The sequence below is a fragment of the Bradyrhizobium diazoefficiens genome (assembly GCF_016612535.1).
GTDB lineage: Bacteria > Pseudomonadota > Alphaproteobacteria > Rhizobiales > Xanthobacteraceae > Bradyrhizobium > Bradyrhizobium diazoefficiens_C.
Genome location: NZ_JAENXS010000001.1, coordinates 1159060 through 1174797 on the forward strand (window position 1 = coordinate 1159060; position 15738 = coordinate 1174797).

The window sequence follows — 15738 nt, forward strand, 5'->3', positions numbered from 1 at the left end:
TCGTGGAAGCTGGTCGCTCTACGCCTTTGCCTTCCCGCGCGGCCGCCGCTTGCACGTGCCCGGCAGCTTCGCCGCGAGGAAGTCGCCGAGCGCTTCGACGCGGGCGGGGCGCGGGCCACCGGGCGGCGTCACCAGGTGCACGGCACCTTCGGCCTGTTTCCAGTCCTTCAGGATGACTTCGACCTCGCCGGACGAAATCGCCTCGCCGACGATGAATTCGGGAAGCTCCGCGATGCCGAGGCCGGCGATCAGTGCGGGCATGACGGCTTCACCATTGTTGACGCGAAGCTGGCCACCCGGACGGACGCTCGCCTGCTCGCCGGCGGAATTGGTGTAGTGCCAGACGTTCGGGGTCGAGAGATAGGCGTAGCTGAAGCATTTGTGCTCGGCGAGATGCATCGGATGCGTCGGCCGACCGTGCTTCTTGAGATAGGACGGCGCGGCCACCGTAAAGCGCGGCATGGTGAAGAGCCGCCGCGCGATCAGCGAGGAATCCGGCAGCCGTGCGATCCGCACCGCCATGTCAAAACCTTCGCCAATGAGATCGACGGTCGCATCGCTCAAATGCAGATCGACCGAGACTTCGGGATAGGTTTCGAAGAATTCCGGCAACAGCGGCGCCACCGCCTTGGTCCCGAATGTCATGGGCACTGCTAGCCGCACGAGGCCGCGCGGCGCCACCGATTGCGCCAGCGCCTCGTTCTCGGCCGCCTCGCCGTCGGCGAGCAGGCGCGTCGCGCGGTCGGCGAGCTTGTGCCCGGCATCGGTCAGCGCGAGCCGGCGCGACGTGCGGTTGAACAGCCGGGCGCCCAGCCGCTCCTCCAGCCGGGTCACCGCCTTGGACACCGTCGCCTTGGACATTGCGAGTTCGCCGGCCGCGGCCGCAAACGACCGTAACTCGACGACTTTCGCGAAAATCGCGAGCGCTTCAAAATCGGGGAGTTTGGCCATGGCAGTTGGTCCAATGGGTTATTTAATGAAACAATGCGTTTCGACAGTTTCTATTTCTATACCACAGGCGCAGGCTTATCCAAGGGTCATCAGAAATTCAGGACTGGAGAAATCCAATGACAAAGAAGCTCTCAGGCAAGGTTGCCCTCGTCACCGGCGGCTCGCGCGGCATCGGCGCGGCCTCTGCCCGCGCTCTCGCCGACGAAGGCGCGGATGTCGCCATCAGCTACGTCGCTTCGCCCGAAAAGGCCGAAGCGGTCGTCACCGAACTGAAGGCCCGGGGCGTCAAGGCCCGCGCCTTCCGGGCGGACCAGGCTTCCGCCAAGGACGTCGCCAAGCTCGTCAACGACGTGGCGAAGGAATTTGGCCACCTCGACATCCTCGTCAACAATGCCGGCGTGGCCGCTGGCGGCGCGACCGACGATGCCAATACCGACACCGCCGCGCTGGAACGGCAGGACCAGGTCAACGTGCATGGCGTGATCGCCGCGATCCGCGCCGCCTCGCAGTTGATGGGTGAAGGCGGCCGCATCGTCACCGTCGGCTCCATGCTTGCCGACCGTGCCTCGTTCCCGGGCCTGGCCGACTACGTCGCCACCAAGGCAGCGGTCGTCGGCTACACCAAGGGTGCGGCACGCGATCTCGGTCCGCGCGGCATCACGGTCAACGTCGTGCAACCCGGCTCGATCAACACCGACATGAACCCGGACGACGACCGCGACTTCGCGGAAGCCCAGCGCAAGCAACACGCGTTGCAGCGCTTCGGCCGCCCCGAGGAAGTCGCCGCCGGCGTGGTCTTCCTCGCAAGCCCGGAAGCCTCCTTCGTCACCGGCACCGTGCTCAACGTCGACGGCGGCTTTGGCGCCTGATCGAACCATCAACAATTCCATACGAGGACCACTCCCATGATCGAACTCAGACCTTTCGCAAAACTCGGCGGCGCCGATCACGGCTGGCTCAATGCCAAGCATCATTTCTCCTTCGCGAGCCATTACGACCCGAACAACATGGGTCACGGCGCCCTGCGGGTGTGGAACGACGACGAGATCGCGCCGAACACCGGCTTTCCCGCCCATCCCCACGCCAACATGGAGATCATCACCTATGTGCGCGAGGGCGCGATCACCCATCAGGACAGTCTCGGCAATGCGGGCCGGACCGAGGCGGGCGACGTGCAGGTGATGAGTGCCGGCAGCGGCATCCGTCACTCCGAGTACAATCTCGAACCGACCAAGACGCGGATCTTCCAGATCTGGATTGAGCCGACCGCGCGCGGCGGACAGCCGACCTGGGGTTCAAAGCCGTTCCCGAAGTCGGACCGCTCCGGCAAGCTCGTCACCATCGCGAGCGGCATCGCAGGTGACACCGACGCGCTGCCGATCCGCGCCGATGCGCGGGTGCTCGCCACCACGCTGAAGGCCGGCGAGAGCGCGGAGTACGAGCCGCAGACGTCGCGGCACCTTTATTTGGTGCCTGCGGCAGGCGCGGTCGAGATCAACGGCATCCGCGTCAACGCCCGCGACGGCGCCGCGATCCGCGACGAGGCCAGGCTGAAGATCACGGCTCTGGAAGATTCCGAGCTCGTGCTCGTCGACGCGGCATAACGACCCAAGCAACCAATCGACTCACTCGATCCCAACGGAGACCACCATGACCAAAGTTCTCGTCCTCTATTATTCCGCCTATGGCCACATCGAAGCGATGGCCAATGCCGTCGCCGAAGGCGCCCGTGAAGCCGGCGCCACCGTCGACATCAAGCGCGTGCCGGAGCTCGTGCCGGCCGAAGTCGCGAAAGCTTCCTATTACAAGGTCGATCAGGCCGCTCCCGTCGCCAAGATCGAGGACCTCGCCAATTACGACGCGATCATCGTCGGCACCGGCACCCGCTTTGGTCGGATGGCCTCGCAGATGGCGAACTTTTTGGACCAGGCCGGCGGGCTCTGGGCCAAGGGCGCGCTGCACGGCAAGGTCGGCGGCGCCTTCACCGCAAGCGCAACCCAGCATGGTGGCCAGGAGACGACGTTGTTCTCGATCATCACCAACCTCTTGCATTTCGGCATGGTGATCGTCGGCATGAATTATGGCTTCGCCGGGCAGATGAAGCTCGACGAGGTCACCGGCGGCGCGCCCTACGGCGCCACCACGATCACCGGCGGCGACGGCAGCCGCCAACCCAGCGCCAACGAGCTCGCCGGCGCACGCTATCAGGGGCGCCAGATCGCGGAGACCGCCAAGAAGCTTCACGGCTGATGCGATACGGGCGGCGTTCTCTCAAGAGAATGCCGCCCGATTCACATCCACTCGATCGCACAAGCGACTTGCTAGGTCTGCGTGATGTCCGCATGCGCCGGGATGCTGACCGCCGGCGCAGATGCGGGCGCCGTTGAAAGCCACCAGCCGTCGCCGGCGAACCAGCACGTCTCGTCGGGCGTGTCCCCTCTCCGCAACGACTGCACGCCCTCCCACCCCTTTGCGAAAGCCTCGGCCAGTCGCCGGCCGGCCTCGGCATCCTGGAGTCCCGCGCAGCCGATGAACTGGGCGCGGCCTAAGAATTTGGCCGGCCAAATTGCGCCCTGCTCCGGCCGCGTGATCATCAGCATGCCACCGAGCACGCCCTCCGGCGCAAGCGGAAATACCAGCCGCCCGCCCGGCCGCAGCGCATCGAGCCATTCGATGGCCGGCTGCGCCGCGCCGGCGCAGACATAGATCACGTCGACATCAGGCAGATCGGACGCAATGCCCGAGCGCTCGCGCAACTCGACTGTGACGATGTCTTTCAGGTTCTCGCGCGCCAGCGCCGCCAGGCGTTCGTCGATCTCGTAAGCATAGACGCGGCCATTGGGTCCGACGAGCTCGGCGAGAATGGCGGTGTAGTAGCCAGTGCCCGCACCGATCTGCAGCACGGTCTCGCCTTCCCTGACGCCGCAGCCGCTGAGCCAATAAGCGTGCGCGCCGGGCATGCCGATGTTGATGCCGCGCGCCGGGTCCAGCGCCAGCAGCGCATTCTGATAAAGGAAGGCGGGATCGTCGTCGGGCGTCACGACATAGGGGTGACCGCCGAGCGAGATCGACCACGGCCCGGGTCCGGCGAAGGACTCGCGCCTCACGTTGCGAAACGCCTGCTCGATGCGAGGGTCCGTGGCTTTTGCTGCGGCGCAGACCAACTGCGCATAGAACGCGCGATATTTGTCCGAACGATTGTCCATGTCGCCTCCGGGCTGCGGAGGCAACGATAGCACAACGAATGCGATATTCGAGTGACTGCCGCAACCGGCGGCGCTGCGCGCTTCAGCGTGCCGACCTGCCCATCGCTCGCGCCGCGAAGGCGGCGAGCTTCGGGTGACGCCGCAAGCCCTGCGCCGCATGGTCGCGCAGAACGTAAGGCAGCCCGCGCCAGGACAGCGCGACGCTCACATCAGTCAGCGGTACCGGCTCGGCGCCGAAGCGCCGCTTGTAGTCGTGATTGCCGATGCTGAGATCGAAGCGCCGCACGCCCTGCGCATGCAGCGCCGCCATGGTGCGCTCGGTGACGAGAAGCCCCGGCGAGCAATTCGCCCACGACTTGCCGGCGTGACCGATCCGCAGCAGGAAATAAGTTGCGCCGTATCTGACGCCGAGCGTGGTGGCGACGATACCCTCGTCGCAGACGAGCGCCGAGACGATTGCATAACCTTCTGCGACGCCTTGCCGCGCCACCTCGCGGTAAAATCTGGCATGCGCCTCGTCGTTGAGGACGAACCGCGAGCCGAGCTGTTGCATGCGCTCTTGCTGCTGGACATCCATCACCTCGAGCAGCTCGCGCGCGCGCGCGACATCGGTCGCGATCTCGAACCGCGCGCCGGCATGGCGGCTGAACACACGCCAGCAGCGCGGCATCTGCATGCGCTTGATCGAGGCTTGGTAGTCCGCATAGTCGTCGCCGGTCAGCACGAGGTTGCCGTTGAGCGAGCAGGATCCGAGACGGCCGAGTGCCACCAGCGGGTTCGACCTGGCGCCGACATAGGTCGGCATCTTCTTCAGGCGCAGCAGGTCGAAGCCATCAGGCAATGCGCGCAACGCATCGACCAGCGCCGCGCCGATCGCCTGCGCACCGCTCGCATCGAACGTCGCGTCGCAGGCGAGGACCGGCGCATTGTTGTCGGAAACCCCGAGATCGGCAAACTCGACGACACGGATGCCGCGCCGCATGTGGCTGATCATCGGCACCACCGCGATGTCCTTGCCGGTCGCGGAATCGGAGATCACGGCAATCAGCGGCGCGACGCCATGAAAGGCCTCGTACCAGGCGCCGAGCCAGTAACCATGTTGAAATGCGGTGCGATGGCCAGCGTTCAGGCGCAATGCGGCCCTCGGCCAGTCACGCATGAAATCGACTGAGATTCCCGACGTGCTGGACACCTGACCGTCTAGTTGTTCGACGCTGAGAAACGCCATTTGCGGGGCATACAATTACTGAACGTTTCCAGATAGATTATGTTTTGCCGCAGACCACAAGTTATGTCGCTGCTTATCGTTAAATGGATACCGTCGCGGCACGCGCGCTGTCTCTCATGTGCCGATATGAAACGCACGGCTGCGACAGATTGTCAGCGGTCGGGTTCCATCTGCGCGACGCACTGGAACCTGGCCAGGAAATGCAATCCGGCGACCGCCATCGCGAACATGAACCAGACCGGATTCTGCCGCTCGAGCAGGAAAGTCTCCGTCGTCCCGAAATACAGGCCGAACAGCCAGATGGTCAGGAACAACTTGCCCAGCGCGTTGCTGCGGTTGTGGGCCTGAGCCTCCTGGAAATTGCGCAGCGGCTCAAACACGAAGATGAGGACGACCAGCAGCAGGCCGGGCAGGCCGATGGTGACGGCGAGGTCGAGATAGCTGTTGTGGCTGTGCGCCGCCGTCACCGCCCATTCCGAGCCCTGGGCGGTCTGCCGCTCCGTCACGCCGTCCCAGAACGCCGCATAACCGTGACCGGTGATCGGCTTTTCCGCGACCGCGGCGAGCGCAAACTCCCAGACGTCGGAACGGCCGGTGAAAGTGGGATCGACCGGAAGCGCCCGCGTGATGCTGCCGAGCACCGGGCTCACGACACTGCCAACCGTCAGCAGGTTCATCACGATCAGTGGCGCAAAGCAGATGATCCGCTTCAGCCACAGGCCCCGCGCCACATAGACCAGCGATGCCAGGGCATAGATGGTAAGGCACAGCACCGACGACGTCTTGCCACCCGTGAAGATCAGGAAGATGCCGGCCAGCACGGCGATCGTGGGTCCCATGACGAACGAGCCGACGGCTGACAGGTAAATGCCGACATAGACCAGAATCGTCATGACGGGCGAGGCGACGTTTTTGTGGCCAAAACTGCCGCGCCAGTCGCCAGCGAGCTGCGGCTCCGCGATGTCGAGCGCCGTGTGGATCGCATATTGCGGGGCGAGGACAACGCCGAGATAGCACAGCACCAGCAGCGCCAGGGCGGCGCCGCCGAGGCATAGATTGAAGCTCCGCTGCGTCGGCGGCAACAGCGGCAGCAGCACGGCGAGCGACGTCACGCTGGCGGCGAGCACGAAGCGCTGGATCGAGACCTCGCGGCTCTCCGAGAGCACCAGGTTGAGCAGCATCCAGCCGACGAAGCAGAGATGCAGCGGCGTCACCAGCGTCTTCAGCGAGGGTGCATCGGTGGCGAGGGCAAACAGCACGGCGACCGCGGCCAGCAGGCCGAAGGTGACGTAGTCCAGCGCCATGCGTCCGCCGATGACGTTGGCGACATCCTCGCTGCGCAAATCGGCGAACGGATCGAGCGTGATCATGACCAGGAGCAGAGCCGCCATCGCAATCAGGCAGCGCGCCATCTGCACAACGTTCAGCCTCGTCAGCTCGTCGCGCAGCGCCCGGCCGAGCGAGCGGGCCTCGACGTCAGTCATGTCTGCGGCGCTGCGATCCATGTCTCAAGGCCGGTAGGGGACGAACGGGGACCTCGCAGGTCTAGCCCATCCCCGTTAACCATCCGTCAACCAGCATGCCGGAGGCGGCAGGAACCTGGCTCTGCCGTGCGACGCTGCGCGCGATCTCGTAATATTGCAGCGCGCGCTGCTCCAGCGTCAGATTGTCCAGGATGTAGCCGCGCGGATCGAATTTGCCCGCGGTGCAGCCCGACCAGAAATCGGTCCAGCAGTCCTCGAAGCCGGCGCGATCGGTGAATTTGAGCCCGCAGCGGTCGTCCCAATAGGGCACCGATGACACCGGCTCGAACTTGACCCGATGCGGATAATAGTCGGGATCCGGCCAGGGACCGCCGGGATCCCAGGCGAGCACCGGCACGCCGCTGGACAGGGCCTGCTGATAGGCAATGCCCTGGCTCTCGTTCTGGCACAGGAAGATCATCGCGCGCGAGCGCGCCAGCGCTGCCTGATAGTCTTCCTCCTTGTAGCTGCCGTAACGCAGCTCGGTGAACGAGCGGCCTTCCTTGACCAGCCGCGCGCGAACCGGCTCGACCAGCTCCGGGACGTAGCGCTCGCGATCCCAGCTGACCTTGTCGTAAAGCAGGACGTCGACGGTCTTGTCGCGCGGGCGCGACGGCGCCCATAGATCGGTGTCGATGCCGACGGGCCAGGCTTCCGTCTCCGGCCAATAGGGCCGGTACATGTCGGCGTACCATGGGCCGGGCACCACGACCTTCCTGACCGGCAGCCGCTTGAACAGGTCAGGGTCGTCGAGTGGATGATTATACGCGGCAACGCCAAGCAGGATCGGGTTCTTCCACGCGAATTTGTCGAGCAGGAAGGTGCGGCCGATGATGCAGGCGAGTTCGCCGGGATGCTCTGCGATGTGGCCGTAGTCGTTGACGCGGTAGCGGATGCCGAGCCGGTCGAGCCCTGCGCAGAGATTGAGGAACACGCGCAGCTGTCCGCTCATGCGCGGCTCGCCAAACAACATCTTGCGCGCCATGCGTCGCAGATGCCGGTCGCCGGGAAACCAGCGATCGTCCTTGTCCTCGTAGAACAGGTTGAGGATCATGGCGTCGGAATCGTAATCAAATGTCTTTGCGGGCACCGGGTCCATCCGCGGCATCGGGCCTGTAGTCTCGCATGAGACCGGCTGCCGCACCTCTTGAAAGCTGCGACAGACTTAATGCCACAGGCTTAACGCTAATCTACGAAACCGACGGGGCGGCGGCCTTCGCAACAACGATTTGATCGCCATATGGGGTATCATCCGCGGCGGCCGGGTTGCCGCCTTCGACAAGCCGCCGGTTAACAGATCGTTAAACACGACGAGCCATCGCTTGCCCCTCGCCGACGCCATGCTCGATGCACCGACCGCCGTGCCCGCGGCGAGGAATGCGCGCGCGATGTCGCCTGTCGTCTCGGTGGTTATCCCCGCGAAAAATGCCTCGGCCTATATCGACGAAACCATCGACAGCGCGCTGGCGCAGGCCGACGTCACCGAGATCATCGTCGTGGACGACGGCTCGACTGACGACACCGTGGCGATCGTCCGTTCCATTCGCGATCCGCGGCTGCGCCTGATGACCAACGACGCCAGCGGCGTGTCGGCCGCGCGCAACCTCGGCGCACGCAGCGCGCGCGGCGACTGGCTGATGTTCCTCGATGCCGATGATCGTCTGCGGCCCGACGCGGTGAGGACGCTGCTGGTGGCAGCCAAGGCCGCCCCGCACGCGGTTCTGGTCTATGGCGACTACAACACGATCGACAGCGAAGGGCGCGCGAGCGGCCGCCGCGCCGTGCTGAAGGGCCGCCAAAAACCATCCGGCAACGTGCTGGAACGTCTCGCCGGCGGAAACTTTATCGTCAACGGCGGCATCATGCTGGTTCGCGCCTACGCCTTCCGCGCAACCGGTGGCTTCGACGTCTCGCTCCGCTATTGCGAGGACTGGCATTGCTGGTGCCGCCTCGCCGCGCTCGGCGAGTTCGCTTACGTTCCGAAACTTCTGCTCGACTACCGCCTGCACACGGCCAACACGATGAATGCGGCGGTGCGAACGCCGCAGGATTTCTTCCCGGCTGTCGCACGCGTGTTCAACGATCCGCTAGTCCTGGGTAAGCTGCCACCGGGCACGGCGCCCCGGCTACGGCAAGCTGCCGAAATCCATCTCGTAACCTATGCGGCGACGCAAGCGGTCCGCTTCGGAAGATATCGCGACGCGCTGGCTTATCTTGGCATGGTCGGCCGGCGCTCACTCAAGGCGATGCTGCGGTCCGCGGCCAAGATGGCTCTTTCCTATCTTGGTATCTAGCGGCGGTTCGGCTCAAACGCGTCAGGAAACGATCTTCGAGGCCTCATAAGGCTTCGGATCGTAACCAAGAGCCGCAAGCGCAGAACCGACAGCCATCAGCATAGGGTGCATGGCGACGACCGCTTTCGATGATGCCAGCAGGCGAGCCGAGCGCGCCAACGACAGCGGCAACCGCGCCAACGTCTGTGCAAACAGACCCATCCGCGCCGCCGCGCTCCGCGCGGCCTTGACCTGCACACTGTAGTTGATCACGCCAATGCGCAGGCTACGCTTTGCGATCCACCCCGGACTGCTGCGGCTCTGCGGCACCGTCTCGGTGATGACGGCCTCTGCCGTCCAGTAGAAATTTAGACCGGCATCACGGCAGCGATTGAAGAAATCGCAGTCGCCACCGCCAAGGAAATTGAAACGCAGATCGAAGGCGGGACTGCCGAGCCGCTCGAACGTTCCGCGCGTGATCAGGCAATTGCCACAGCCATAGATCAGCGGCACCGCACCGGTGTAATCGTAAGTGGGGCAGAAGGCCGGATGACGCGCGAGCCAGGGCTGGCTGTCGTCGTCGAACACTGGCAGCACCGGTCCGCCGACCACGTCGGCGGCGGTCGCCTCCGCAGTACGGACCATCAGCTCAAGCCAATCGGGCGAAGCGATCTCGTCGTCGTCGATCATCAGGAAGCGGGTTGCGGCGGGAAACAGCGCCTGCGCCGTCTCGAACGCGGCGTTGATCGCCTGGCAATTGCCCTGCCGCTTCTCGACCAAGCAGACGCCCTGGAGCTTTCCGGCAGCGAGATATTCCGCGGCCACCGGGGCGCTCGCACGTCCCGCCGCGTCGTTCTCGACCATGACCACCGCGAAGGAGCGCGGAGTGCGCTGATTGACCAGCGAGTCAAGCGTCAGCCGCAGATGCTGGGGGCGGCGGAAGCAGGGAATGCAGACGACGATGCCGACCGAGAGATCAATGACGCGCGAGCTCGCCGCGATCTCCCGGTTGGAGTCTCGCACGGCATCCGAGATCCGGCTGGCGGACAAATCTGTCGGGATCAGCGTCATGGCCTTCTAGATGGCTGAGACATATTGAGAAAGCCTTGCGCGCATTGTCTCAGGACGACACGCCCGCGCGGGACAGATACGTCCCAAAATGAACGGCTTGCTTCGGCGCTTAGACTGCACCGCAACGCTAATGTTCTCGCTTTGACGCATCCTGTCATGCGCTTACCTTTTCGCGTGTTTTCCCTGCGAATTGCCGCACGAGCGGTCCTGCAAATTGCAGTCCATCGCCCACCGACGGCGCGACATGGGCAATGCCTTAGTTAACGCATGTTCGAATTAACCCAGCCGTAAGCACCGCACTCGGTGAGGGCACGCGGCATTGGATTTGCTCTTCGCGAACGAGAGATTTTTCCTGTAAATTTGAGTCGAATAAGCGCGGTCGGAATGACACGCACTATCGCGATGCCGATACGATCTCGACTCGAGCCGGCGTGAGAGGCGCGGAGCGCCGCAAGGACCAGGAGCGAATGTGGTGCGCAAGATCGAGAACCCGGTGCTACGAGCCGGTGCGCTCCTGCTCTTCGCCTATCGGCGCGCGTGGCTCACGATGCGGTACGGGCGCCGGCTCCAGCTTGGACCTGGGACTGTGTTCACGGGTCGGCTGGTGCTCGGTCGCGGCGTGCGGGTGTCGATCGGCGCGAACTGCCGGATCGGCAAGCGCGTGCTCATCACCGGGCGTGGCCAAGTGACGGTCGGCAACGACACCTTGCTCAACGGCTGCTGGATCGGCTGCGAACAAAAGGTCGATATCGGCTCGTTCTGCTTGATCAGCGACTGCGACATCGCCGACACTGCCTTTCATAACCTTTCCCCGCGGCTTCGACACGAGCCCTTGGTTCCTCGGACCGTCGCGCCGGTACACATCGGTGACAATGTCTGGATAGGCGCGCGCTCGATCGTGCTCAAGGGAGTAACGATCGGCGACGACTCCGTTGTGGGCGCCGGAACGGTCGTCCGTGAGGACGTCCCCCCGCGCGTGGTCGTCGCCGGAAACCCGGCGGCTATCGTCAAGCAGTTCCGCGACGACGAATAGGCGGGCATGGGCGCGGGAATGATGCCATCGAAACGCAGGAGTCGGGTGGACAAGTTCAAGCACTACGCGCGCAGGCGCGCCGTGACCCTGCAAAGCCACATGCGCGCGCCACGAAGCACGCACGGTAACGAACTGTTAATCACTACGGGACCGAGGCGCCGAAAGCTTCACAACGACGCGGCAAACAGCAGCATGAGCTTAAACGCTTTGTTTGCCATTTCGGTGAATAGTCCCTCAATGAGTATGGTTAATTTTCCCTGTTGCGTTGATTGCGCCTATATACCCGGTGCGTGGCGTAAAGCGAAGAGTAACCCCTCAGCCCGCGGCAGTTGGAATGGAAGCTGGGGACTATGCTTGACTATAACCAGCCGATAGATCGGGCCAGACCAGAGCCCCCACAGCGGAGGTCCGAGGCCGGCTTCAACGTGCTGGAGCTCGTCAACCTGCTGTGGCGGCGCAAGATTGCGATTGCCGCCGCCGCCCTGTTCGGCGCCTGCCTTGCCGTCACGATCGGCAAGAGCCTGACACCCCGCTACACCGCGACCGCCCAGCTCTATGTCGATCCGCGCGAGCTTCAGCTCGTCGATCGCGAGCTCACACCGCGCGCGCAAGACCTATCCGGCATGTCGATGGTGATCGAGAGCCAGGCGCGCCTGATCACATCCAACGGCGTGCTGCTCCAGGTGATCCAGCAGGCCAGTCTCGACAAGGATCCCGAATTCGGCGGCAGCGGCGATGCCAGGACCTTGATGACGTCGCTGCTGGGCCTGATCGGCTTTCAGCCGCGCGCGCCGTCGGCGGCTGACATCAAGGACGTGCAGCTTGCGGCCCTCGACGCGCTGAACAAGCACATCACGATCCGAAAGGGCGACAAGAGCTTCATCGTCGACATCGAGATCTGGTCGACCGATCCGGCCAAGGCGGCGATGCTCGCCAACACGCTGACCAACACCTACCTCACGGACTCGCGCAATTCGCAGGCCCTGGCGGCCCGTCGCGCCACCAGCGAATTGTCCGGCCGACTGAAGGAGCTGCGCGAACGGCTGCGTAACGCCGAGACCACGCTTGCCACCTACAAAGCGCAGAATAATTTCGTCGGCACGCAGGACGCGCTGATCAGCGACCAGCAGCTCTCCTCCAGCAACCAGCGGCTATCCGCGGCCCGCGCCGCGACGATGGACGCACAGGCCCGCCTGGACCAGATCGAGGCGAACAAGCGTACCGCCGCGGATGCCGGCGCGATCCCCGAAGCGCTGCAATCGCCGACGATCGCAAACCTGCGCGCGCAATATGCCGATGCCCGCAAGAAATATGCGGAGCAGACCGCCGAACTCGGACCGCGCCATCCGGCGCTGCGCCAGACCGAGAAGCAGGTCGAGGATCTCAAGCGCACCATCAGCGAGGAGATCGACCGCTTCGCCCAATCCGCCAAGAATGATTTGACGCGCGCCCGCGACTATGAGGCCTCGCTCAACAGGGCGCTGGAGGTGCAGAAACGGCAGAGCGTCCAGTTGAGCCAGGCTGCCGTGCGCCTGCGCGAACTCGAGCGCGAGGCCGATGCCAGCCGCGACGTCTATCAATCCTTCCTCAAGCGCTCGCGCGAGACCGAAGAGCAGGAGACCCTGAACACCTCGGCCGCCCGTGTCATCGGCGAAGCGACGGTACCGCAGCGTCGCTCGTTCCCGCCGGCGATGAGCCTGTTCGCCATGATCGGCTTCATCTTCGGCGGGCTGGCCGCCGCCTGCTGGTTCGTGGCCGCCGAGCATCTGTTCGTCGGCGCGACTGCCCCCGAGCCAAGTCGTCGCGAACGCACGTCCGCACCGGACGTTTCGAGACCGAAGCTGGAAGCCGAGGCGCCTCCGCCAGTGCTTTCGTTGGTCGAGAAGCCCCTGATCGCCAGGCTCCAGGAGGCCGACGTGATCCGCACGCTCGGCGCCATTCTAGCCACCGGCGGCGGCGTCGATCTGACGCGCGTCGGCTGGCCGACGCTGCGTCCCGGATTTCCGCTGACGAGGCTGCTCAACGCCTTGCGCGACATGCGCGCGGCGATGGCTCGTCGTGCCGGCGGCAAGACCCTGCCGGTGATGGCCCTGGTCGGCGCCGGCGACACCACCGGACGCAGCGTGACCGCGCTGAATTTTGCACTGGCGGCGGCCCGCGACGGCAGCCGTGTGCTGATGATCGACGCCGACCATCACGCGCATGCGCTCTCAAGCAAGGTCAACCGCCCCGCCAAGAGCGAACCCGGCAAGCTCGGCTGGCTATCGATCGGCAGCAAGGCCGCGCGCGAGATCAAGACCGTCAACGGCATTTCGGTGCTGCCGGCCGCGGAAACCGATGCCGGTAAGGCCGCTGACGCCATCCGCAAGACGATCGCGCAGGCGCGCGCGGCGGGCGGCTATGACCTCGTCATTCTCGACGGCCCCGCGATGCCGCTCTCCGCCGCCGGCCGTAAATTGCTCGAAAGCACCGATGCTCTGGTGGCGGTGCTGCCGACCAGCCTCGACATCAACGACAGCATGGAAGAGATCCTGGCCGCGCTCGGCGGTGCCCAGCGCAAGCTCGTCGGCGTCGTGCTCGACGAGCTCACCCCCGCAACCCAAGCGCGCCAGCGAGGCAAACAATATGCTTGAGCGCCGCGTCAATCTGGACGGTCGGGCCGCGACCGCAGAGGTGCCACGCATTACCGTCGGCGGCCTTCGCATGGCCGCGCTCGACATGGAAGCGACCGCCGATTTCATGATGGAGGCGACCGATCCGCGTCACCGCATCGGTCGTCCGTTGTACCTGACCTCGGCCAATGGCGAGGTGCTGGCGCGCTGCTCGACGGAGCCGCAGACCGAGCGCCTGTTCCGTGCCGCCGATCTGATCAATGCTGACGGCCAGCCTCTGGTCGCGGTGTCGAGACTGCAATCCTGGTTTCCGCTCCCCGAGCGCGTTGCCACCACGGACCTGTTCCATGTCGTCGCGCGCAAGGCGGAAGTCGCCGGCCGCAGCTTTTACATGCTCGGCGCGAGTGAGGAAGAGAACGCCGCGGCGGTGAAAAAAGTCCAGAACATGTATCCGAAGCTCAAGATCGTCGGATATAGCCATGGCTATCTCCAACGCGACGCACTGCGGGCCAAGGTGGAGGAGATCAACGCTCTCGCGCCGGATTTCCTGTGGGTCGCACTCGGCGTGCCATCCGAGCAGGCCTTCGTTAAGGAATACACGCCGCTGCTGACCAATGTCGGCGTCATCAAGACGTCAGGCGGCCTTTTCAACTTCCTGTCGGGCAGCCGCTCTCGGGCGCCGCAATGGATGCAGAGAATCGGGCTCGAATGGGCCTGGCGCACCTGGCTGGAGCCGCGCCGCCTGTTGTGGCGCTATTTGACCACCAACCCCCGCGCGATCTATCTTCTCTTCAGCCGCAACCGGCCCTTCAATCGCTGAGAAGAGTAGACAAACGATGACCGATCGACCGACAGTCCTCGTCACAGGAGGCGCGGGCTATATTGGCTCGCACGCCTGCCGCGCTCTGGCCGCTGCCGGCTTTCGGCCCGTCGTTTATGACAATCTCTCGACAGGTCATCGCAATTTCGTGTCCGGGGAACTCGTCACGGGCGATCTGCTCGATGGCGCAACGCTGGCGCGCGCCTTTGCCGACCACAAGGTTACCGCGGTGATGCATTTCGCGGCAGCGAGCCTCGTCGGCGAGTCCATGACCGACCCGCAGAAATATTACATCAACAATGTGCAGGGCACGCTGTCGCTGTTGCAGGCGATGCGCAACGCGGGCTGTCACCGCATCGTGTTCTCCTCGACCGGCGCGGTCTACGGCAACGCCGATTCCAAGGAACTGCCGGAAGACTTTCCCTGCGCGCCGATCAATCCCTACGGTGCTTCGAAATGGATGATCGAGCGCATGCTCGCCGACTATCGCGCAGCTTACGGCTTCGGCGCATTCTGCCTGCGTTATTTCAATGCCAGCGGCGCCGATCCCGCCGGTGGCATCGGCGAATTGCGTGACAACGAGACGCATCTCATTCCGCGCGCCATGATGGCGTTGCAGGGCCATGTCGAATTCGCCGTGTTCGGCGACGATTACGACACCCCCGACGGCACCGCGATCCGTGACTACATCCACGTCACCGACCTTGCCGCAGCGCATGTCGCGGCATTGAAGCTCCTGGAAGCGGGACATGCCGGTGGCAGCTTCAATCTCGGCACCGGCTCGGGTTTCTCGGTGCGCGAGATCCTTACCGCCATCAGGCAGGAAACCGGACGCGAAGTGCCGCACACCGTCAAGCCGCGCCGCGCCGGCGATCCGACCTATCTCGTCGCCGACCCCTCGGCTGCGCGAAAAGTGCTGGACTTCGTGCCGCGCCATTCCGACCTGTCGACCGTGATCCGGACCGCCTGGGCCTGGCACCAGAAGGCGCATCCGCTGAAGCCGCGTTAGGCAACGCTGCCG

Annotated in this window: 14 protein-coding genes; 8 read left to right on the plus strand and 6 right to left on the minus strand. The window is 64.6% G+C overall.

Annotated features, from left to right (window positions below):
* Window positions 1–18: 18 nt before the first annotated feature.
* Complete coding sequence (locus JJE66_RS05560; RefSeq protein WP_200513087.1) at window positions 19–951, minus strand: LysR family transcriptional regulator; 933 nt, start codon at window positions 949–951, stop codon at window positions 19–21.
* Between the two features lie 116 nt (window positions 952–1067).
* Here JJE66_RS05560 and JJE66_RS05565 point away from each other — a divergent pair, with 116 nt between their 5' ends.
* The 3 genes from JJE66_RS05565 to wrbA are packed head-to-tail and all read left to right on the plus strand — an operon-like array spanning window position 1068 to window position 3201.
* Window positions 1068–1820: an SDR family NAD(P)-dependent oxidoreductase gene (locus JJE66_RS05565; RefSeq protein WP_200513088.1), complete on the plus strand. Its 753-nt coding sequence runs from the start codon at window positions 1068–1070 to the stop codon at window positions 1818–1820.
* Window positions 1821–1856: 36 nt separating this feature from the next.
* Window positions 1857–2555, plus strand: coding sequence for a pirin family protein (locus JJE66_RS05570; protein ID WP_200513089.1), 699 nt, complete (start codon window positions 1857–1859; stop codon window positions 2553–2555).
* A gap of 46 nt (window positions 2556–2601) precedes the next feature.
* Window positions 2602–3201 (plus strand): NAD(P)H:quinone oxidoreductase, encoded by a 600-nt coding sequence (gene wrbA / locus JJE66_RS05575; protein ID WP_200513090.1) that lies wholly within the window; start codon window positions 2602–2604, stop codon window positions 3199–3201.
* Between the two features lie 71 nt (window positions 3202–3272).
* Here wrbA and JJE66_RS05580 read toward each other — a convergent pair whose 3' ends face one another.
* From JJE66_RS05580 to JJE66_RS05595, 4 genes are all read right to left on the minus strand, one after another.
* Window positions 3273–4157 (minus strand): protein-L-isoaspartate O-methyltransferase, encoded by an 885-nt coding sequence (locus JJE66_RS05580; protein WP_200513091.1) that lies wholly within the window; start codon window positions 4155–4157, stop codon window positions 3273–3275.
* Window positions 4158–4239: 82 nt separating this feature from the next.
* Window positions 4240–5385 carry a GNAT family N-acetyltransferase gene (locus JJE66_RS05585; protein WP_200513092.1) on the minus strand — a complete coding sequence of 382 codons (1146 nt, stop codon included), beginning with the start codon at window positions 5383–5385 and terminating at the stop codon, window positions 4240–4242.
* A 152-nt stretch (window positions 5386–5537) separates the two neighbouring features.
* On the minus strand, window positions 5538–6890 hold the full coding sequence (locus tag JJE66_RS05590; protein WP_200513093.1) for an O-antigen ligase: 1353 nt from the start codon (window positions 6888–6890) through the stop codon (window positions 5538–5540).
* A gap of 40 nt (window positions 6891–6930) precedes the next feature.
* Window positions 6931–7998, minus strand: coding sequence for a glycosyltransferase (locus tag JJE66_RS05595; protein WP_200513094.1), 1068 nt, complete (start codon window positions 7996–7998; stop codon window positions 6931–6933).
* A 250-nt stretch (window positions 7999–8248) separates the two neighbouring features.
* Here JJE66_RS05595 and JJE66_RS05600 point away from each other — a divergent pair, with 250 nt between their 5' ends.
* Window positions 8249–9202 carry a glycosyltransferase gene (locus tag JJE66_RS05600; protein ID WP_200515276.1) on the plus strand — a complete coding sequence of 318 codons (954 nt, stop codon included), beginning with the start codon at window positions 8249–8251 and terminating at the stop codon, window positions 9200–9202.
* Between the two features lie 21 nt (window positions 9203–9223).
* Here JJE66_RS05600 and JJE66_RS05605 read toward each other — a convergent pair whose 3' ends face one another.
* Entirely contained in the window at window positions 9224–10252 is a 1029-nt protein-coding gene (locus tag JJE66_RS05605) for a glycosyltransferase family 2 protein (RefSeq protein ID WP_200513095.1), read from the minus strand.
* Window positions 10253–10724: 472 nt separating this feature from the next.
* Here JJE66_RS05605 and JJE66_RS38400 point away from each other — a divergent pair, with 472 nt between their 5' ends.
* From JJE66_RS38400 to galE, 4 genes are all read left to right on the plus strand, one after another.
* Window positions 10725–11285 carry an acyltransferase gene (locus JJE66_RS38400; RefSeq protein ID WP_311979827.1) on the plus strand — a complete coding sequence of 187 codons (561 nt, stop codon included), beginning with the start codon at window positions 10725–10727 and terminating at the stop codon, window positions 11283–11285.
* Between the two features lie 350 nt (window positions 11286–11635).
* Window positions 11636–13918, plus strand: coding sequence for an exopolysaccharide transport family protein (locus tag JJE66_RS05615; RefSeq protein ID WP_200513097.1), 2283 nt, complete (start codon window positions 11636–11638; stop codon window positions 13916–13918).
* Complete coding sequence (locus tag JJE66_RS05620; protein ID WP_200513098.1) at window positions 13911–14717, plus strand: WecB/TagA/CpsF family glycosyltransferase; 807 nt, start codon at window positions 13911–13913, stop codon at window positions 14715–14717. The genes JJE66_RS05615 and JJE66_RS05620 overlap by 8 nt, the downstream gene beginning before the upstream one ends.
* Window positions 14718–14733: 16 nt before the next feature.
* Window positions 14734–15726 (plus strand): UDP-glucose 4-epimerase GalE, encoded by a 993-nt coding sequence (gene galE, locus JJE66_RS05625; protein ID WP_200513099.1) that lies wholly within the window; start codon window positions 14734–14736, stop codon window positions 15724–15726.
* Window positions 15727–15738 lie beyond the last annotated feature (12 nt).

Bases quoted from the DNA above. Each gene is read 5' to 3' on its own strand.
- JJE66_RS05560 (WP_200513087.1), bottom strand. From the start codon at position 951: ATGGCCAAACTCCCCGATTTTGAAGCGCTCGCGATTTTCGCGAAAGTC.
- JJE66_RS05565 (WP_200513088.1), top strand. From the start codon at position 1,068: ATGACAAAGAAGCTCTCAGGCAAGGTTGCCCTCGTCACCGGCGGCTCG.
- JJE66_RS05570 (WP_200513089.1), top strand. From the start codon at position 1,857: ATGATCGAACTCAGACCTTTCGCAAAACTCGGCGGCGCCGATCACGGC.
- wrbA (WP_200513090.1), top strand. From the start codon at position 2,602: ATGACCAAAGTTCTCGTCCTCTATTATTCCGCCTATGGCCACATCGAA.
- JJE66_RS05580 (WP_200513091.1), bottom strand. From the start codon at position 4,157: ATGGACAATCGTTCGGACAAATATCGCGCGTTCTATGCGCAGTTGGTC.
- JJE66_RS05585 (WP_200513092.1), bottom strand. From the start codon at position 5,385: ATGGCGTTTCTCAGCGTCGAACAACTAGACGGTCAGGTGTCCAGCACG.
- JJE66_RS05590 (WP_200513093.1), bottom strand. From the start codon at position 6,890: ATGGATCGCAGCGCCGCAGACATGACTGACGTCGAGGCCCGCTCGCTC.
- JJE66_RS05600 (WP_200515276.1), top strand. From the start codon at position 8,249: ATGCTCGATGCACCGACCGCCGTGCCCGCGGCGAGGAATGCGCGCGCG.
- JJE66_RS05605 (WP_200513095.1), bottom strand. From the start codon at position 10,252: ATGACGCTGATCCCGACAGATTTGTCCGCCAGCCGGATCTCGGATGCC.
- JJE66_RS05615 (WP_200513097.1), top strand. From the start codon at position 11,636: ATGCTTGACTATAACCAGCCGATAGATCGGGCCAGACCAGAGCCCCCA.
- JJE66_RS05620 (WP_200513098.1), top strand. From the start codon at position 13,911: ATGCTTGAGCGCCGCGTCAATCTGGACGGTCGGGCCGCGACCGCAGAG.
- galE (WP_200513099.1), top strand. From the start codon at position 14,734: ATGACCGATCGACCGACAGTCCTCGTCACAGGAGGCGCGGGCTATATT.